At 70.3% G+C, this 20107-nt stretch carries 13 protein-coding genes; all 13 read left to right on the top strand.

Going from position 1 to position 20107, the window contains the following annotated elements; genetic code table 11:
- Positions 1-378: 378 nt before the first annotated feature.
- Positions 379-1944, top strand: a complete 1566-nt coding sequence (locus DFO45_RS22690) for a hypothetical protein (RefSeq protein ID WP_133866652.1) — start codon at positions 379-381, stop codon at positions 1942-1944.
- A 194-nt stretch (positions 1945-2138) separates the two neighbouring features.
- The gene (locus DFO45_RS22685; protein WP_133866651.1) at positions 2139-3269 is read left to right on the top strand and encodes an alpha-D-ribose 1-methylphosphonate 5-triphosphate diphosphatase; all 1131 of its coding nucleotides are present in this window, start codon (positions 2139-2141) and stop codon (positions 3267-3269) included.
- A gap of 71 nt (positions 3270-3340) precedes the next feature.
- Entirely contained in the window at positions 3341-4036 is a 696-nt protein-coding gene (locus DFO45_RS22680) for a DUF1045 domain-containing protein (RefSeq protein WP_245518232.1), read from the top strand.
- Positions 4037-4145: 109 nt separating this feature from the next.
- Entirely contained in the window at positions 4146-4781 is a 636-nt protein-coding gene (locus tag DFO45_RS22675) for a chloramphenicol acetyltransferase (protein ID WP_133866649.1), read from the top strand.
- An 84-nt stretch (positions 4782-4865) separates the two neighbouring features.
- Positions 4866-5879: a KpsF/GutQ family sugar-phosphate isomerase gene (locus tag DFO45_RS22670; RefSeq protein WP_133866697.1), complete on the top strand. Its 1014-nt coding sequence runs from the start codon at positions 4866-4868 to the stop codon at positions 5877-5879.
- 293 nt (positions 5880-6172) lie between these two features.
- Positions 6173-6646, top strand: a complete 474-nt coding sequence (gene dut / locus DFO45_RS22665; RefSeq protein ID WP_133866648.1) for a dUTP diphosphatase — start codon at positions 6173-6175, stop codon at positions 6644-6646.
- A 19-nt stretch (positions 6647-6665) separates the two neighbouring features.
- Complete coding sequence (locus DFO45_RS22660) at positions 6666-7106, top strand: Rrf2 family transcriptional regulator (protein WP_012169239.1); 441 nt, start codon at positions 6666-6668, stop codon at positions 7104-7106.
- A gap of 61 nt (positions 7107-7167) precedes the next feature.
- Positions 7168-8151: a cysteine synthase A gene (gene cysK, locus DFO45_RS22655; protein ID WP_012169240.1), complete on the top strand. Its 984-nt coding sequence runs from the start codon at positions 7168-7170 to the stop codon at positions 8149-8151.
- 369 nt (positions 8152-8520) lie between these two features.
- Complete coding sequence (locus tag DFO45_RS22650) at positions 8521-11040, top strand: PAS domain-containing sensor histidine kinase (RefSeq protein ID WP_133866647.1); 2520 nt, start codon at positions 8521-8523, stop codon at positions 11038-11040.
- Positions 11037-12590, top strand: a complete 1554-nt coding sequence (gene tsaE / locus DFO45_RS22645) for a tRNA (adenosine(37)-N6)-threonylcarbamoyltransferase complex ATPase subunit type 1 TsaE (protein ID WP_133866646.1) — start codon at positions 11037-11039, stop codon at positions 12588-12590. Before DFO45_RS22650 ends, tsaE begins: the two co-directional genes overlap by 4 nt.
- 17 nt (positions 12591-12607) lie before the next feature.
- Entirely contained in the window at positions 12608-13309 is a 702-nt protein-coding gene (locus DFO45_RS22640; protein WP_012169243.1) for a nucleotidyltransferase family protein, read from the top strand.
- Between the two features lie 234 nt (positions 13310-13543).
- Positions 13544-16591, top strand: a complete 3048-nt coding sequence (gene addB, locus DFO45_RS22635; RefSeq protein ID WP_133866645.1) for a double-strand break repair protein AddB — start codon at positions 13544-13546, stop codon at positions 16589-16591.
- Complete coding sequence (gene addA, locus DFO45_RS22630) at positions 16588-20103, top strand: double-strand break repair helicase AddA (RefSeq protein WP_166657232.1); 3516 nt, start codon at positions 16588-16590, stop codon at positions 20101-20103. Before addB ends, addA begins: the two co-directional genes overlap by 4 nt.
- The last annotated feature ends 4 nt before the right edge of the window (positions 20104-20107 follow it).

The following is a 20107-nucleotide window of genomic DNA, read 5'->3' as shown; positions in this document are numbered from 1 at the left end:
GCCTGATCTTGGAGGGCGATCTTGAAAGCAGGCTGTCGCTGGCTGGCCAGCGCTCCGCCGGCTTAACTCCTGTGTGTTGCAGATTTTCGTCCCCGCGCCGCGGGGCATCGGGAAATCTGCGGGCGGCGTGTTCCCGAAGCCGGGACAGCCGTTCCTCCCGGAGCCGGCCGCCCGCATGTCCGGGCCGGCGGTCCCTCACGGGAAGGTCCGCCACCGGGCGCCCTTCTAGCGGTTTCGCCCGCACGGGGGAAGCCGGGGCCCGCCGACGGCGGTACAGGAGGCGCACAGCCACGGAACCACCACAATAAAGCCCTTGCGCTGGCCTCAGAGCCGGTTAATGCCCTGCTGGAATTTCCCCGCCTGATTTTCCGAAGGCCCATGTCGCCCAAAGCTCCGCTTCCTCCCCGCCGGGCCCTCGATCTGTCGCCGCGCCTGATCCTGCTGCTGTCGCTCGTCTGCTTCGTGCTCGTGGCGATCCCCATCGTCACCCATCCGCTGCCGCCGCTGTCCGACTATGTGAATCATCTGGCGCGGATGAAGGTGATCGCGACCCCGAAGGATCCGGACCTCGCGCGCTTCTATTTCCTGGAATGGAGCGTCCTGCCCAATCTGATGATGGACATGGTGGTCCCGCTGCTGGACCGCTTTGCCGACATCTATGTGGCCGGCGAGATGTACACGCTGATGTGCTTCGCGCTCATCATCTTCGGCACCATGTACCTCCACCGGGCGCTGTTCGGCAGTTGGTCGGCCATCCCGCTGGTGGCCTTCCCGCTGCTCTACAACAACATTTTCCTCATCGGGGTGATGAACTACATCTTCGGCATCGGCCTGTGCCTGTGCGGCCTCGCCAGCTGGGTGATGCTGCGGGACAAGCCCTGGCCGTGGCGCTATGCGGTCTCCTGCCTGTTCGTCCTCGCCCTGTTCTTCTGCCACCTCTTCGCGACGGGCGTGTATGGCGTCGGCATCCTCTCCTACGAGCTGATGCGGCTGTTCGACCGCAAGGGCGGGGCGCTCAAGGGCCGGCTGGTGGCGTTCGTCACGGCGGGCTTCCCCTTCGCGCTCACGGTGCCGCTGCTGCTGATGAGCCCCACCTGGGGCCTCAAGGGGGAGAATTACTGGGAGCCGCGCGGCAAGATCGACGGGCTCGAATTCGTCATCAACGTCTATTACGACTTCGTCGCCTTCGCGCTCACCGCCGTCATCGTGCTGGCGGCGGCCTGGGCGGTGCGGCACCGGCTGCTGCGCACCCACACCTTCCTGTTCTTCCTGCTGGTGATCGCGGGGGCGGTCTATCTCGCCCTGCCGCGCACCGTGTTCGCCACCTACATGGCCGACCAGCGCATGCCGGTCGCCATCGCCTTCATGGTCATCGCCTCCATCCAGATCGACCTGCGCCACCGCCTCGCCCAGCGGGGCTTTGCGGTGATGCTGGTGCTGCTGGTGGCGGTCCGCGTCACCGAAGTGCAGATGGTGTGGAACAACCTCACGCAATGGACGGTGGCGTTCCACGACTCCATCGCCAAGATCAAGCGCGGCTCCAAGGTGTTGGTGGCCTATGCCGACCCGTGGGGCGGCTCGGCGGCCACCGACCTCGGCCTTGTCCATGCGGCCTGCCTTGCCATCATCGAGCGCTCCTCGCTGGTGACCACCGCTTTCACGGTGCCGGGCAAGCAGATCCTGCGCGTGCACAAGCCCTATACGGACTGGGTGGACACCGAGGACGGCACCCCGCCCAGCGTCGAGCAGCTTCTGGTAACCGAGGAAGACGGCACGCCCGGCGGCCCGCGCTACTGGGATTACTGGCCGCAGCATTTCGACTATGTCTATCTGCTGTTCACCGAGCCTGGCGATCCCAACCCCGATCCCGACCGGCTTGAACTCGTCTATGCGGGCGACCGGTTCCAGCTTTACAAGGTCATCCCGCCCGCGCCGCTCCACTAGAGCACGCGCCGGTCAGATTGCATCGCAACCTGATCGGATCACGCGTTCTCTTTCTCGAGTTTAGAGGGCGATTCACCGGGCGGATTGGTTCGCTCCGCTCGGATCGCCCTCCAAGTGTCACCGGCCCGTCATGAAGGCATGACACGAGGCCGGCTCCGCGTGCCGCTCCCCGCCCAGCCCGAAAGGTCCGCCCCATGGAAACCGTCTTCACCAATGCCCGGCTCGTGCTCGAGGATGAGGTGATCGACGGCACGCTGGTGGTGCGGGACGGGCGCATCGCGGCGGTGGAAGAGGGGCGCTCGTCCCTCTCGGGTGCGGTGGATTGCGCGGGCGACTATCTCGCCCCCGGCCTCATCGATCTGCACACGGACGCGTTGGAGAATCATTTCGTGCCGCGGCCGAAGGTCATCTGGCCGGACGCGCGGGCGGCGGCGCTCGCCCATGACGGGCAGACGGTGGCGGCGGGCATCACCACCGTGTTCGACGCCATCTGCGCTGGCGGCTTCGACCAGACCAAGTCCGCGCGGAAGGAACTCTTCACCATCATGCTGGATGCGGTGGAGGAGGGCGCACCCTATTTCCGGGCCGACCACCACATCCACCTGCGCTGCGAACTCACCGACCCAGGCCTGCTGGAACTGGCCGAGCCCGAGCTGAACCGGGGCCGTCTCGGCCTTGCCTCGCTCATGGACCACACGCCGGGTGCCCGGCAGTGGCGCAATGTGGACCAGTTGCGCACCTATCTGCTCGGCATCGGCAAGACCACCGAGGATGTGGAGCGGGAACTTGCCGAGCGCACGGCCCGCGGACAGGCGGCGGTGGCGGCCAATTTCGACCGGCTGGCGGCGCTGCTGCGCGACGCGGGCGTGGCGCTGGCGAGCCATGACGACACGACGCCCGAGCATGTGGCCGACGCCAAGGCCGCCGGCTGCACCATTTCCGAGTTCCCCACCACGCAGGAAGCGGCCCATGCCGCCCATGCGGAGGGGCTCACCACCATCGGCGGGGCGCCCAACGTGGTGCGCGGCGGCTCCCATTCGGGCGGCGTCGCCATGAAGGATCTGGTGGCGGCGGGCCTGCTCGATGCGCTCGCTTCCGATTACGTGCCGGCCAGCATGCTGCAGGCGGCGGTGAAGCTCTCGCAGGACGGCGTGAGCCTGCCGCGGGCTCTCGCCCTTGTGACCGCCCGCCCGGCGGACCTTGCGGGCCTCTCCGATCGCGGCCGCCTCGCGCCGGGGCTCCGGGCGGACCTCCTGCGCTTCCGCATCGTCGGCCCGACGCCGGTGGTGCGCGAGGTGCAGGTGGAAGGCGCCCGGGTGTTCTGAGGCTGCCTGCCTTCCCTCCGGCCCGGCCGGCCGTTAAGCAGAAACGACGCCTTTGTCCGGGGAGCCGCAGCGTGTCCGTTCGCTATGCCATCTATCTCGCGCCGCCCCCCGACAGCCCTTTGTGGCGCTTCGGCTCGTCCGTGGTCGGCTATGATGCCGAGACGGGCGAGGACATCGCCCCGCCCGCCCTTGCCGGCTTCACGGCGGAGGAATGGTTCGAGCAGACCCACGAGCCCCGCCGCTACGGCTTCCACGGCACGCTGAAGGCGCCCTTCCGGTTGGCGGAGGGCGCGGACGAGACCGACCTCTTCGCCGCGCTCGCGCGCTTTGCGGCCGGGCATCACCCCTTCGAGCTGCCGCCGCTGGAGGTCCGCCAGATCGGCACCTTCATCGCCCTCGTGCCGCCGGCGCCGGTCCCGGCGCTGGAGGATCTGGCGGCGGATGCGGCGGAGGAACTGGACGCCTTGCGGGCGCCGCTCAGCGAAGCGGAGATCGCCCGCCGCAAGCCGGAGCGCCTCTCGGCGCGCCAGCTCGCCTATCTGCACCGCTACGGCTACCCTTATGTGCGGGAGGAATTCCGCTTCCACATGACACTCTCCTCCGCTCTGGCGGAGCCGGCGCTGGGCCGGGCCACGCAGGCGCTGTGTGACGCTTATGCGGCCAGCGGGGCGCACCTGCCCGTCAAGGTGGAGGATGCGGCGCTCTATGTGCAGGAGGCGCCGGGCATGCGCTTCCGCATTCTCCACCGCGCGCCGCTGGGCGCCTGAGCCGGGCTTCGAGGCGCGAACGTGGCGGCAGTCCGCCCGGGCCGTCGGACCGTCGTACGGCTGTCATCGGGGCGTCGCATTTTCCGCCGCCTCCGGAGACAGGACTGTCATGAAGAAGCTCGGCCTCGCCCCTCTCATCGACCCCACCGCCAGCGTGAAGGACTCAAGCCTCGGCCGCTATACGGAGGTGGGCGCGCGGGTGAAGCTGCTGGAAGTGGCGATGGGGGACTATTCCTACATCGAGCATGACAGCGACATGGCCTACACGCAGGTGGGCAAGTTCTGCTCCATCGCGGCGCTGACGCGCATCAATCCCGGCAACCACCCCATGTGGCGGGCCAGCCAGTCCCATTTCACCTATCGCGCCTCCACCTATTTCGACGATGCCCAGGACGAGCCGGACTTCTTCCAGTGGCGGCGTGACCATGGCGTGACGCTCGGTCATGACATCTGGGTCGGACATGGCGCCGTCATCCTGCCCGGCCGCACCATCGGAACCGGTGCCGTGGTGGCTGCGGGCGCTGTCGTCACGAAGGACGTGCCGCCCTATGCCATCGTGGCCGGTGTGCCGGCGCGCATCGTGAAATGGCGCTTTCCCGAGACCATTGCGGAACGCCTTCAGGCGCTCGCCTGGTGGGACTGGGACCATGGGTCGCTGCGCGCCGCGCTGGAGGATTTCCGCGCGCTGCCCGTGGAAGGCTTCCTTGAGAAATATGAGGGACAGGCGTCGGCCGCCGCCGAGTGAGGCGACAAGGCCCTCCGCCTGCGCCGGGGGGATATGTCGGGCCGGAAACTCCCCTTGGCCGGCGAACAGTGCTATGGCCTCGCCATGACTGGCGCTTCCTCGACGAAAGTCGACACATCCGTGACCGAGACCCGTTCCCCGGCCATCGCCTCCGCTCTGTCCACCCTTGAGACCGAGGCGGCGGGCCTTGCCGCGCTGATCGCCGCCGTGGGCAACGGCCTCGGCGAGGCGTTCGAGGCGGCGGTCGCGACCATCCTCGGGGCCAAGGGTCGGGTGATCGTCACCGGCATGGGCAAGAGCGGGCATGTGGCGCGCAAGATCGCCGCGACGCTGGCCTCCACCGGTACCCCGGCCCATTACGTCCATCCCGCCGAGGCGAGCCACGGCGACCTCGGCATGGTGGCGCCGGAAGACGTCATCATCGGCCTGTCCTGGTCCGGCGAGACGGCGGAACTGCGCGACATCGTGGACTATGCGCTGCGCTTCGACGTGCCGCTCATCGCCATCACTTCCAATCGCGAGAGCGCGCTCGCCCGCGCCGCCCGCGTGGTGCTGGCCCTGCCGCTGTCGCCGGAAGCCTGCCCGCTCGGCCTTGCGCCCACCACCTCGACGCTGATGCAGCTCGCCATGGGCGATGCGCTGGCCGTCGCCTTGCTGGAGAGCCGTGGCTTCACCGCCAAGGATTTCCGCACCTTCCACCCCGGCGGCAAGCTGGGCGCCAACCTCAAGTTCGTGCGCGACGTGATGCGCGCCGGCGAGGCGCTGCCGCTCGCCCGGTCGGGCGCGCTCATGGGCGAGGTGCTGGTGGAGATGAGCGCCAAGGGCCTCGGCTGCGTCGCCGTGCTCGATGGCGATGGCCGGCTGGCCGGGATCGTGACCGATGGCGACCTGCGCCGCCACATGGCGAACGACCTGCCGTCCCGGCCGGTGGACGCCATCATGAGCCGCAGCCCGAAGACCATCCGGCCGGATCAGATGGTCTCCGAAGCCCTGCGGCTGCTCAACACGGCGAAGATCACCGCCCTCATGGTGGTGGAGGACGGCCGCCCGGTGGGCGCCATCCACATCCACGACCTGCTCCACGTGGGCGTGGCCTGAATCTTTCTGCGGGGTTGGAAGCGGCGCTCTTGCGGCGGCCGTTCTACCCCCCTCCCAACCGCTCCCGCAAGGGGGGAGGGCTTTCAGGTGGTTCCAGGCGGAGCCCTGCCTTCCGAGCGGATAACTCCCTCCCCCCTTGCGGGAGAGGGCTGGGGAGGGGGTAATGCCGCCCGCCCCAAGTCCGACCTTGCAGAGGTCGGGCACACCCGCCAACCCCGCCCGCTCCGGGACCCAAGCCCGGACCGTGACCCACCCTTCCGGCGGCCGCGCCGCCTTGCATCCGAGGATGACAGATGAGCGCGACGCGCCTTGACGTGCCCGTGGTCCGCCTGCCGCATGGCATGGACCTGCCTTTGCCCGAATATGCCACGGCCGCCTCGGCGGGCATGGACCTCATGGCCGCCGTGCCGGCCGAGGTGCCGTTCGTGATTGCCCCCGGTGCCTGGGCGTTGGTCCCCACTGGGCTGGCCCTCGAATTGCCCGAGGGCATGGAGGCGCAGGTGCGCCCCCGCTCCGGCCTGGCGCTCAAGTTCGGCGTCACCGTGCTCAACGCGCCGGGCACCATCGATGCCGACTATCGTGGCGAGGTCGGCGTCATCCTCATCAACCACGGACGCGAACCCTTCACGGTTTCCCGTGGAATGCGCATCGCACAGATGGTGATTACGGGAGTTCAACAAATAACGCTGGTGGAAACTGGAAATTTGGGCGAAACTGCACGCGGCGTCGGTGGTTTTGGCTCGACTGGGCTCGACCGGACGCCCTAACCGGGATAGCCACAGCCCCATGCCGCGTTTGTCCGACAAGAGTCTTCTCGCCATCGCCGCCGTCGTCGATGTCGCCGTTCACGCCCGTGGAACGCCGGTGGCCGCCAAGTCCCTCGCTGCCCGTCACGGCCTGCCGCCCCGGCGGCTGGAGCCGGTGCTGCAGGCCCTCGTCCATGCGGGCGTGCTGAAGGGCGTGCGCGGGCCGCGCGGCGGCTATGAGCTGGCGCGCGAGCGCCGCCGGGTCTCCGTGGCGGAGATCGTCCGCGTGGTGGAGGGCGCCGAGGAGGAGAAGGAAATCATCCTCCCGCCGCTGGTGACGGAAGTGGTGCAGCCCGCCGTTGCCGCTGCCGAGCAGACCTTCGACACCGCGCTCGACACCGTGACCCTGGAGGATCTCTGCCGCGCGGCGGACCAGAAGGGTCATGGCATCGAGAACGACCGCATCGATTTCATCATCTGATCGTTCAACCCATACGTCCGACGGGCGCCGCGCGCCGTCCAATCCCTGAGGAGACCGTCCAATGGCGACGTCCGCTGCCAAAGCCGCCTCTGCCGCCCCGCGTCCGGGCCGGGGCCGTGTCTATGATTCCATCACCGAGACCGTCGGCAACACGCCGCTGGTGCGCCTGCACCGGCTGCCCGAGCTGCGCGGCGTGAAGGCCAACATCCTGGCCAAGCTCGAGTTCTTCAATCCCATCGCCAGCGTAAAGGACCGCATCGGCGTCGCCATGGTCGATGCCATCGCCGAGGCTGGCCAGCTCGACCCCGACACCGTGCTGGTGGAGCCCACCTCCGGCAACACCGGCATCGCGCTCGCCTTCGTCGCCGCCGCCCGTGGCCTGCGCCTCATCCTCGTCATGCCCGAGAGCATGTCGGTGGAGCGCCGCAAGATGCTGGCCCTGCTGGGCGCCGAGCTGGTGCTGACGCCTGCCAATCTCGGCATGCGCGGCGCCGTCACCCGCGCCGAGGAACTGCTCAAGGAAATCCCCAAGTCGGTGATGCCGCAGCAGTTCAAGAACAAGGCGAATCCCGCCGTCCACCGCGCCACCACGGCGGAGGAGATCTGGAACGACACGGACGGCGCGGTCGATCTCGTCGTCTCCGGCGTCGGCACCGGCGGCACCATCACCGGCATCGGCCAGGTGCTGAAGCCCCGCAAGGCCTCCCTGCGCATGGTGGCGGTGGAGCCCGAGGACAGCCCGGTGCTCTCCGGCGGCCAGCCCGGCCCGCACAAGATCCAGGGCATCGGCGCCGGCTTTGTGCCGGACGTGCTCGACCGTTCGATCATCGACGAGGTGGTGACGGTGGGCAATCAGACCGCCTTCGACACCGCCCGCGCGCTTGCCCGCTATGAGGGCATCCCCGGCGGCATCTCCTCGGGTGCGGCGGTGGCCGCGGCGCTGGAGATCGGCGCCCGCAAGGAGAATGAAGGCAAGAACATCGTGGTGATCGTGCCCTCCTTCGCCGAGCGCTACCTCTCGACGGCGCTGTTCGAGGGTCTCTGATCCTCTCTTCGTCCCGCGTTCTGCCGCGCCTCTCCCGCCCACCGGCGGGGGAGGCGTTTTGTTATTGGGGGCCCCCGTCCCGAATCGGGACGTCGGCGAAGGGCCAGGGGAACGGCGGGAGATCAAAGGGTGTCCGAATCGGCGGCGGGACCTAGTTCGCGCTCTGTCCACCGACAATGCTGCCGGGGCCTTCCGCGCAAAGCCTTGGCGGGGCACAGGGTTAACGGACCCTTAAGCATCGCGGCCCTATGCGGGTGAGGCTCCGGCTTCTATGGCCGGGGAGCCTCGACTAGGATGACACCCTTGATTCGCAGTAGCGGCGCGGCGCTCCCAAAGGGCGCTCTGGCGAACGGAAGGATGCGGGGGCGAATGGCTGAGCGAAGCCGGACCTTCGGCGCGCCGGACGCGGATGGCGTCGGCCGCGATCAGGATCGCCCCGTTTCCCGTGTCCCTTCCTGTCTTCCCCGCCGCATGATCCTTGCCCTTTCCGACCGCCCTCTGGCGCGTGTGCTGGCCCGCTTCGTGCCGGCGGCGGCCGTGCTGTCCTCCGCCGTGCCCGCCCATGCCGGGCCGCTGGAGGCACTACCATCGTCTGGCGCTCTCGCAACGCTGGCGGCGGGCGCCTCGCTCATGGCCCTGGCGGCCGGGATCTATGCCGTCCGGGCGCGCACGCGGCGCAGCCGGGCCGAGCGGCACCTGTCCGAGCGGGCGCAGGCCTTGCGGGCCGACGTGCAGGCCCTGCGCGCGCTCGCGGCCGGCAGCGCCCGCGGCTTCATCCTGTGGCGCGACGGCGGCCGGCTGGAATCCTTCGGCGATGCCGCCAGCGCCTTTTCCGATACGGCCGACGCCCATGCGCTTGCCAACGGCCTCGTCGCCTGGGTGGGCGTCGAGGCCGTTGCCGCGCTGGAAGGCCCCCTCGCCGCGCTGGTACGCGAGGGCACGCCCTTCCGCATTCTGACGCGCGACCGCGCCGCCGCACCGCTTCAGATCGAGGGGCGTGGCGTGGCCGGCCTCCGGGTCATCGCGGCCGGCGAGCCCGCTGCCGGGGAAGGCGTCGGCGCCTCGACGCAGGCGCAGGCCCTGCGCGCCATCTTCGACGGCGCCCCCGTGCCCATGTGGTGGCGCAGTCCGGATGGCACGCTGGAGGCCGTCAACGCGGCCTTCGAGAAGGCGGTGGCCTGCGGCGCGCCCGAAGGCGCGGAGCGTTCGGAACTGCTCGATCAGGCCGCGCGGGAGGCAGCCGAGGCCGCCCACCGTCAGGGGCAGCCTTATGCCGCCCGCGTGCGCGTGGTGGCCGGTGGCAAGCGCCGCCTGCTGGACGTGGTGGAAGCGGCCGGGCTCTATGGTGCGGCGGGCGTGGCCATCGATGTGACCGACCAGGAGGCCGCCCGCGTCGAGCATGAGCGCAGCCTCGCCGCCCATCGGCGTACGCTGGATCAGCTCAACACCGCCGTCGTCATCTTCGGCCCCGACGACCGGGTGGACTTCCACAACACGGCCTATGAGCGCCTGTTTGATCTGGAGCCGGCCTTTCTCGACCAGCGCCCGAGCCAGAGCGAAGTGCTGGAGCGCCTGCGCGCGGCCCGCAAGGTGCCCGAGCAGGCGGATTTCCGCGCCTGGCGCGAGCAGTTGCGGGAATCCTATCGCGGCCTCGAGCCCATGAACGACTGGTGGCACCTGCCCGGCGGGCAGATGCTGCGCGTGGTTGCCGCGCCCACCGCCGAGGGCGGCGTGACCTTCCTGTTCGACGACATGTCCGAGCACATGGCGCTGGAAGGCCGCTACAACAGCCTCATCCGCATCCAGGGCGAGACGCTGGACGGGCTTGCGGAAGCGGTCGCCGTGTTCGGCTCGGACGGGCGTCTGCGGCTCTACAATCAGGCCTTCCTGCGCCTGTGGTCCCTGAGCGCGCAGGCGCTGGGCGAGCGCCCGCATATCGATGCGGTGGCCGCCATGTGCCGACCCAAGCATGGCGAGAGCGGCGCCTGGGCGCGCATCCGCAACGTCATCACCGCCCTTGACCACCGCGAAGGCGAGACGCTCCGGCTGGAGACCGCCGACAAGCGGGTGCTGGACGGCGCCGCCCAGCCGCTGCCGGATGGCGGCACCATGGTCACCTTCCGCGATGTGACGGACAGCGTGAAGGTGGAGCGCGCCCTCATCGAGCGCAACGAGGCACTGGAAGCCGCCGATGTGCTGAAGAACGCCTTCGTCGGCCACGTCTCCTATCACCTGCGCACACCGCTCAATTCTCTCATCGGCTATGCCCACATGCTGGCCGAGGGCGTGGCGGGCGAGATGAACCCGCGCCAGCGCGAGTTCATGACCCATGTGAACCAGTCGGCGGACGCCCTGCGCGAACTCATCGACGACATTCTGGACCTCGCCACCATCGATGCCGGCGCCATGGCCCTCGACCTCGACGCTGTGGACGTGACTGCGACACTGGAAGCCGCGGCCGATTCCGTGCGCGATCTGCTGGAGAGCGCCGGCGTGAGGCTGGAGCTGGAATGGTCGGGCGAGCCCGGTACCTTCATCGCCGACGGGCGGCGGGTGCGGCAGATCCTCTTCAACCTCCTCTCCAACGCCATTGCCGTGGAGCCTCCCGGCTCCGCCGTTACCCTGCGGGCGGACCGGCTGCGGGATGCGCTGGTGCTGACCGTGCGCGACCACGGCCCCGGCATCGATCCGGCGACGGTGGAGCAGCTGTTCCAGCGCTTCGAGAGCGCGGGCGGCAAGCGGCGGGGCGTGGGGCTCGGCCTCTCCATCGTGCGCTCCTTCATGGAACTGCACGGCGGCACCGTGACGCTGAAGCCCGCGCCAGGCGGCGGCACCCTTGCCATCTGCGTCTTCCCGTTGGATCAGCGACGGCATGAGGCCGCCGCATGAGCCTGTCCTTCGAACGCGTGCCCGGCCGTCCCGCCACCCTCGCCGTGGAACTGCGGACGCTGGCCGATACGGCTCAGCTCGCCGCCACCCTCACGCCCTGGCTGTCCAATGGCGACGTGGTCGCCCTGTCCGGGGACCTCGGGGCCGGCAAGACGGCGCTCGCCCGCTTTCTGGTGCGGGCGCTTGCGGGCGATCCGCGCCTCGAGGTGCCGAGCCCGACCTTCTCCCTTGTCATCACCTATGAGTTCGGCCGGGGGAAGGTGACCCATGCCGACCTCTATCGCCTTGCCGATCCGGAGGAACTGGACGAGATCGGCTGGGACGAGATGTGCGAGGACGGCATCCTCATCGTCGAATGGCCGGACCGTGCCGGCTCCCACATGCCAGCCTCCCGGCTCGATGTCGCGCTGGAACTGGCGCCCGACCTCGGGCCGGATGCGCGCCGCGCCCTGCTGGTCGGCTCCGGCGCCTTCGCCGAGCGACTCGACCGCCTGAACGTCGCGGAATATCTCATCGAAAGCAGCGGCTTCGGCAAGGCCGAGCGGCGCTATCTCCAGGGCGATGCCTCCAGCCGCTCCTATGCCCGCCTCGTCCTGCCGGACCGATCCGCCGTGCTGATGAACGCGCCGCGCCGACCGGACGGGCCGCCGGTGAAGCGGGGGCTGCCCTACAGCCGTCTGGTGCATCTGGCCGAGGACGTGCGCCCCTTCATCGCCATGGCCAAGGCCCTGCGCCACGAGGGCTTCTCGGCGCCGGAAATCTATGCGGCCGATCTCGACCGGGGGCTGCTCATCCTGGAGGATCTGGGCTCCGACGGCGTGGTGGCGGGCAATCCGCCCGAGCCCATCCGCGAGCGCTATGCCGCCTCCATGGAGCTGCTGGCGAACCTGCATTCCCGTCCGCTGCCGAGCGTGCTGCACATCGCCCCGCAGGTGGAATATGTGCTGCCCACTTACACGATCGAAGCCTTCCTGATCGAAGTGGAGCTGATGCTCGACTGGTACCTGCCGTTCCGGGGCGCGCAGGCCGATCAGGTGGTGCGGGACGAATTCCTGCTGCTGTGGCGCGGCGCGCTCTCGACCGTGCTGCACGAGCCGCAGACCTGGGTGCTGCGCGACTATCACTCGCCGAACCTGATCTGGATGGATCACCGCCGCGGCCTCGGCAAGGTGGGCCTCATCGACTTCCAGGACGCGGTGCTGGGACCGGCCGCCTATGACGTCGCCTCGCTGGCGCAGGATGCCCGCGTGGACGTGCCCGAGACGCTGGAGGTCGATCTCCTCGACCATTACATCGACATCCGGCAGGAAGCGGAGCCGACCTTCGACGCCACGCGCTTCGAGCATCTCTACGCGCTCATGGGCGCGCAGCGGGCCACCAAGATTCTGGGCATTTTCGCCCGCCTGAACGCCCGCGACGGCAAGCCGCAATATTTGCGTCACCTTCCGCGTATTAGGCGGTATCTCGCCCGGTGCCTCTCCCATCCCGAACTCGGATCGTTGAGGATGTGGTACGAGGCCGTGTTGCCATCGAGGGAATTCCAGACGTGACCACGATTTCGCGCGCCATGGTGCTTGCGGCAGGCATGGGCACCCGCATGCGCCCCTTGACCGACCACCGGCCGAAGCCGCTGGTGGAGGTGGACGGCCGCGCGCTGATCGACCATGTGCTCGACCGCCTGGAGGCCTCCGACATTCGCGAGGCGGTGGTGAACGTCCACCACCATGCCGACCAGCTGGAACAGCATCTGGCGCTGCGCACGGCGCCGCCGCGCATCCACATCTCCGACGAGCGCGGGCAATTGCTGGAAACCGGCGGCGGCATCCGCAAGGCGCTGCATTTCTTCCATGGCGAGCCTTTCCTCGCCATCAATGCCGACACCATCTGGATCGAGGGCGTGCAGCCGAACCTGAAGCGGCTCATGGCCCGCTTCGACCCGGCCACCATGGACGCCCTGCTTCTGGTGGCGGGCGCAGCCACCTCGGTCGGCTATGACGGGGCGGGGGATTTCCTCATGGATCCGAACGGCGTTCTCGACTGGCGCGGCGAGCGTCTCGTGGCGCCCTTCGTCTATGCGGGCGCCTGCGTGCTCAAGCCGGACCTGTTCGAGGGCACGCCCGAGGGCGGCTTCTCGCTGACCAAGGTCTTCGCCAAATCCATCGAAGCCCGCCGCCTCTATGGCCTGCGGCTCGAAGGCGTGTGGATGCATGTGGGCACGCCCGACGCCATTCCCGCCGCCGAAGAAGCCATCCGCCGCTCGAGCGACTGAGCGGGCCGGCGGTTCCCGCTCGCTGTCTCCAGCCGGGTGCGCTCTCTGAGCCGGCGCCCGGCCAAAGCCCGACCCGCACGCGGGAGAGGGACTGTGGCGCTTTGGGTGGAGGTGTTCCGTCTTCCCCGCACCCTTGCGCAGGAGGGCGGGAGGGGGCGTAAAACGGGCGCTCCACTGCGCGGGGGATTCGTTTGAGGCCCGCCGCCCCGAGGACGCCTGAGGCGAGGGGAAGACATGAGCCGCGTTTTCACCATTCCCTCCTCCGCGCCCTTCCTGAAGACGCTCGCTCACGCGCTGCTCGACGGCCACCTCGTGCCGGGCTTTGCGCCGCGTGGCGATCCGCTGGCGCTTGCCTCCGCCACAATCTATCTGCCCACCCGCCGCGCCGGACGCCTGTTTGCCGATGCCATGCTGGAGGCGGTGGGGGGCGAGGCTGTGCTGCTGCCGCGCATCGTGCCCCTGGGCGATGTGGATGAGGATGCGCTGGCCTTCTCCGAGGAGGCCGCCTTGCTCGCACCGCCGCAGGCGGTGGCGGGCGTGCACCGGCGCATCGCGCTCGCCGGCCTCGTCGCGCGCTGGCGGGATGCGCTGGCGGAAGGCGAGGGGCAGGCGATGGTCGCCGCCGGTCCCGCCGCCACCATGGCGCTGGCGGATGAACTGGGCCGGCTGTTCGACCAGATGACCACGGCCGGCATCGCATGGTCGCGGCTCGACGATCTCGTGCCGGAAGAGCACGACGCCTATTTCGAGATCAGCCTCCAGTTCCTGCGCATCGCCCGTCAGGCGTGGGGCGCGCATCTGGAGGAAATGGGCCTCGTGGACCCCGCCGAGCGGCGCGATGCGCTGGTGGGGGCGGAGGAACGCCGTCTTGCCGCGCTGGGCGCGGGCGCCGGCCCGGTGATCGCCGCCGGCTCCACCGGCTCGCTCCCCACCACGGCACGGCTCCTGAAAGCCATCGCCAGCCTGCCGCAGGGCGCAGTGGTGCTGCCGGGCCTCGACCTCCACATGGAGGAAACGGCCTTCCAGCTTCTGACCGCCGACGCCACCAGCGCGCCGGACCATCCACAATTCGGCCTCGCGAAGCTCCTCGGCACCCTCGGGTTGGAGCGGCGGGATGTGACCACGCTCGCCACGCCCGCCCCCTGGGGCCGCGAGGCGCTGCTGAGCGAGGCGCTACGACAGTCCGAGACGGCCGAGCAATGGGCCACGCTCTCCGAACGCCTGCCGGACGCGGTGCGGGCGCAGGCGCTTGCCGAGGTGCGGGTGGTGAAGGCGCTGGACCCGCGCGAGGAGGCCCTCGCCGTGGCGCTGGAACTGCGCGATGCGCTGACCAAGCCGGACATGCGCGCCGCCCTCGTGACCCATGACCGCGACCTCGCCCGGCGCGTGGCCGCCGAGCTTGAGCGCTTCGGCATCGCCATCGACGATTCCGCCGGCGTGCCGCTGGGCGAGACCCAGCCGGCCCGTCTCGCCCGCCTCGTGGCGAAGACGGTGGCCGAAGGCTGCGCGCCGGTGCCGCTGTTCGCGCTTCTCTCCCAGCCCGGCCTCTCGCTCGATCTCGCGCCCGAGGTTCTGGCGGAAGCGGTGGCGGCGCTGGAGCTGATCGCCCTGCGCGGCCCGCGTCCCCGCTCCGGCGCGGCGGGGCTGGCGGCGGCGGTGGCGGCCTTCGATGCGGCCAAGGTCCATGAGCGCGACCCGCGTCGGCGGGTGGGCGAGGACCGTCAGGCGCTGGCGGCTGACCTCGTGGCGCGGCTGGTCACGGCGCTGGAACCGCTCTCGGCGTTGGCTGAGGCGGGCAAGGTGCCGCTCGCGGACCTCGTGGCCGCGCACATCACCACCATCGAAAGCCTGACCGCTCCGCTCGATCCCGATGCGGAGGAGCCGGCATGGGCCTCGCTCGCGGAAGCCCTGATCGACATTCGCGATGGCGCGCCCGCTGGCCCGGCCATGACGCTCGCCGCCTATGCTGACGCCATCTCCGCTCTGCTGGCGGATCGGGTCGTGCGCCCGCGCCAGAGGGGCGAGGAGCGCATCCGAATCCTTGGGCCGCTGGAAGCCCGCCTCGTGGCGGTGGACCGGGTGGTGCTGGGCGGGCTGGTGGAGGGCTCATGGCCTCCCGAGACCCGCACGGACCCATGGCTCAGCCGCCCCATGCGGGCGGAACTGGGCCTCGACCAGCCGGAGCGCCGCATCGGCCTCGCCGCCCATGACTTTGCACAGGCCTTCGGCGCCCGCGAGGTGGTGCTGACCTATCCGGACAAGGTGGGCGGCACCCAGAGCGTGCCCTCCCGTTTCCTCCAGCGCCTCTCCACGGTGGCCGGCGAAGACCTCTGGCAGGCGGCCATCGCGCGCGGCGAAGCCTGGCGGCAGGCGGCGGCGCGGCTCGATGACGGCCCTCGCGTGCCCCGCGCCGCCCAGCCGGCGCCGAAGCCCCCGCGCGAATTGCGGCCGAAGAAGCTCAGCGTCACGGAGGTGGAGACCTTCCTGCGCGACCCCTATTCCATCTTCGCCCGCCACGTCCTCGCCCTCCAGCCGCTGGAGGCGCTCGACGCCGCGCCGGGCGGGGCGGAGCGGGGCAGCGCGCTGCATGATGCGCTGGGCGCCTTCGCCAAGGACTATCCGGAAGACCTGCCGCCCGACGCCCATGCGCAGTTGCTCGCCTATGGCCGGCGCGCCTTCGAGAAGCTGGAAGTGTTTCCCGCCGAGCACGCCATCTGGTGGGCGCGTTTCGAGCGGGTGGCGGCCTTCGTGGTGGAGTTCGAGCGTGAGCGCCGCGCCAGCCTGAAGCGTGTGGTGGCGGAGACGGGCGGCGGCCTACCGATCCGCCTCCTGCATTCCGATTTCCAGCTCACCGGCCGGGCCGACCGCATCGAGATCCGCACCGATGGCGAATTGAACATCCTCGACTACAAGACCGGCACCGCCCCCTCCGCCAAGCAGGGCGCGACCTTCTCCCCCCAGCTGCCGCTGGAGGCCGCCATGGCGGCGCGGGGCGGCTTCCGGGATGTGCCGGCCGCGAATGTTGCCAACTTCCTCTATGTGGAACTGAAGGGCGGCGCGGTGGCGGGCCGGGAGAAGCCGGGCGTGGACGAGAAGTCCAGCGCCATGGCCATGGCCGAGGATGCGCTGGAGCGGCTGAGGGAACTGCTGCTCGCCTTCGAGAATGAGGAGCAGGGCTATCGCGCGCTCGCCGCCCCGCAGTGGCGCGGGCGGTTCGGGCCTTATGATCATCTCGCCCGCGTGCGCGAATGGGCGCTGGGCGCCGAGGAGGGCGGGGAATGAGCGCGCATCAGGCGAGCGAAGCCCGCTCCGATTCCGCCGCCAAGGCGGAAGCCTCCCGCCGGCAGGGCGTTGCCGCCTCGCCGCAGATTTCCGCCTGGGTGTCCGCCAATGCGGGCTCGGGCAAGACCCACGTGCTCGCCCAGCGCGTCATCCGCCTGCTGCTTCAGGGCACGCCGCCGGGCCGCATCCTGTGTCTGACCTATACCAAGGCGGCGGCGGCCAATATGGCGAACCGCGTGCTGAAGATCCTGAGCCGCTGGGCCGCGCTGGATGATGCGGCGCTTGATGCCGAATTGATGCGCATGGATGGGATGCCGCCCACGCCCGGCTTGCGCATTCAGGCGCGGCGCCTGTTCGCAGCCGCGCTGGAAACGCCGGGCGGCCTCAAGATCCAGACCATCCACGCCTTCTGCGGCGGTCTGCTGCACCGCTTCCCGTTCGAGGCGGGCGTCGCCGCCGGCTTCCGCGAGCTGGATGACGTGGGCCGCATGGAGCTGATGGCCCGCATCCGCGCCGACCTCGTGGTGGAAGCCGCCCGTGCGCCGTCCTCCACCCTCGGCCGTGCGCTGGCACGCCTGATGGAGGAGATGTCGGACGGCGGCATTGACGATCTGCTGGAAGCCGCCATCGCCGCGCGCGCCACCATCGCCGCTCTGGGTGGCGGGGAGGAGGAGCGGCGCGCCCGCGTCGCGGCGGTGCTCGGGGTCGCGCCGGGCACCACGGCGGCTGACATCGAGCGCGAGATGCTGGAGAGCCCGCATCTGCCGCAGGCCCACTGGCCGGACATCGAGGCCGTCTATCTCACCTCCGACAAGGCCAATGACCGCAAGCGCGCGAGCGCCTTGCGCGCCGCCATCGAGGCGAAGGACGAGGCCGAGCGCCTTGCCGCCTTCCGCGACCTCTTCTTCAAGGCCGATGGCGATCCGCGCAGCGACAAGGATCTCCTGACCAAGGGCCTGCGCGACGGCTTCCCGCACATTGCTGAAAAGCTGGAGGCCGAGCGCGACCGGCTGGTGGCCCTTACCCAGACCCTGCGGGCCGCCCGCGCGCTGGAGCGCACCGAGGCGGCGCTGGCGCTGGGCGCGGAAGCCTGCCGCCGCTACACCGCCGAGAAGGCGGCGCGCGGCCTGCTCGATTTCGACGACCTCATCGACCGCACCGCCGAGATGCTGGGGCGCGTGCCCGCCTCCTTCGTGCACTACAAGCTCGATCGCGGCATCGACCATGTGCTGGTGGACGAGGCGCAGGACACCAGCCCCGAGCAGTGGCGCGTGGTGCGCGGCCTTGTCTCCGACTTCTTCTCCGGCGAGGGCGCGCGCGAGGGGGTGAAGCGAACCCTGTTCGTGGTTGGCGACGAGAAGCAGTCCATCTTCTCCTTCCAGGGCGCCGATCCGCGCGCCTTCGGCGACATGCGCCTCGCCTTCCAGCGGGAGGCGGGGCAGGAGGATTTCCGGCAGGTGAGCCTGCCCCATTCCTTCCGCTCTGCCCCCGGCGTGCTTGAGGCGGTGGACGCCATCTTCCAGCGCGCTGAGGCGAGCGCCGGCCTCACCATCGACAATGTGGCCCCGCCCCACGCCGCCATCCGGGCCGACGCGCCCTCGCTGGTGGAGCTGTGGCCGACCGTCGTCCCCGCCGCCAAGGTGAAGGTGGATGACTGGCGCCGCCCGCTGGACGAGATCGCCGGCGACGATCCGGTGAGCAGGCTCGCCGAGCGCATCGCCTCCTTCGTGCGCACGGGCATCGCGCAAAGGCTCGCCATCCCCTCGCGGGGCGGGCGGCCCATGCGGGCGCAGGACGTGCTGGTGCTGGTGCGCCGGCGCGGGCGGCTGTTCGAGGCGGTGATCCGCGCGCTGAAGGAAGCGGGCGGCGGCGTCGATGTGGCGGGCGCCGACCGCCTGGTGGTGGCCGAGCATATCGCCGCCCTCGACCTGATGGCGCTGGGCGATGCGCTATTGTCGCCCGACGATGATCTGGCATTGGCGAGCGTGCTCAAGAGCCCGCTGTTCGGCCTCACGGACGATGATCTCCTGCGCCTGTGCCCGCGCCGCGAAGGCCGGCTGCTGGATGTGGTGGCGACGGGTGACGGCTCCATCGCGGAACGCCTGTCCCGATGGCGGGGCGAGGCCCGCGAACTGCGGCCCTTCGACTTTTACGCCCGTGTGCTCGGGCGCGACGGCGGGCGGCGGGCCATGCTGGCGCGGCTCGGCCCCGAGGCGGCGGACGTGCTGGACGAATTCATGGCGCTCGCCCGCACCTATGAGAGCCTGGAGCCGGCGACGCTGCCGGGCTTCCTCGCCTTCCTGCGGCGGGGCGGCGCCGAGACCAAGCGCGACATGGAGAGCGGGCGCGACGAGGTGCGGGTGATGACCGTGCACGGCGCCAAAGGGCTGGAAGCGCCCATTGTCATCCTCGCGGACACGGTGGACCTGCCCAAGGCCCGTACCTCCGGTGGCCTGCTGCATGTGCCCACCGCCGATGGCGCGACCGTGCCCGTGCTCGCGCCCCGCAAGCCGGAAGACCCGCCGAGCCTTGCCGCCGCCCGCGCCGCCGTCACCGCGCGGGAGCTGGAGGAGTATCGCCGTCTGCTTTATGTGGCGCTCACCCGTGCCGAGGACGCCCTCATCGTCTGCGGCGCCGAGACCCGCGCCGCTGCCAAGGACAAGACCCACGCCCGGCCTGCCGGCTGCTGGTATGAGCTGGTCCATGCGGCCCTGATCGAGGAGGCCGAGCCTGTCCCCGCTATGGGGTGGGAGGGCGAGGTGCTGCGCTGGCGCAAGTCCGGCCGCACGCTGGCGCCAGCGGAAGGCACGCTCTCCGCGCCCGTCGCGCCGCCCCCGCCACGACCGGCGCGGCTGGAGGACCTGCCGCCGGTCCTCGTCTCCACCGAGGCCATCCGGCCCTCGCGCAGTGCGGCCGCCAGCTTCCGGCCGCCGGCGGACGGCAGCCTTGATCCGCGCGTGCGGGGCGATCTGGTGCATCGCCTGCTCGCCGGCCTCGGCGCCTTGCCGGAGGACCAGCGGGAGGCGGCGGGCGAGCGTCTGCTGGACCATGTGGCTGAGCAGGTGGCGCCCCATCACCGGGCCGAGGTGATGGCCGAGGTGATGGGCGTTCTCACCCATGCGCCGCTCGCGGGTCTGTTCGGCCCCCACAGCCTTGCGGAAGTGCCGGTGGTGGGCCGCCTCACCGCTGCCGACGGACGGCTCGTCACGGTGAACGGCCGCCTCGACCGGCTGGCGGTGACGGGCGACCGGCTGATTCTGGCCGACTTCAAGACCGACCGCGTGCCGCCGCAAAGCCTTGACCGCATTGGCGAGGGCTATGTGGGCCAGCTCGCGCTCTATGCCGCCGTGCTCGCCCGCGCCTTCCCCGGCCGCACGGTGGAGGCGCATCTCGTCTATACGCGCGGGCCACGCATCCATGTGCTGCCGGAGGCGCGCTTGCGGGAGCGGCTGGCCGAACGGCTTGCCGAACCGTCGGGGGACACCGCGTCACGCCGCCGTGACGCGCCTTGACGGA

Origin of the sequence: Azorhizobium sp. AG788 (genome assembly GCF_004364705.1) — a bacterium.
Taxonomy (GTDB): Bacteria; Pseudomonadota; Alphaproteobacteria; order Rhizobiales; family Xanthobacteraceae; genus Azorhizobium; species Azorhizobium caulinodans.
Note: the sequence above shows the minus strand (reverse complement) of the source record. Positions and strands in the feature narration are given on the sequence as shown.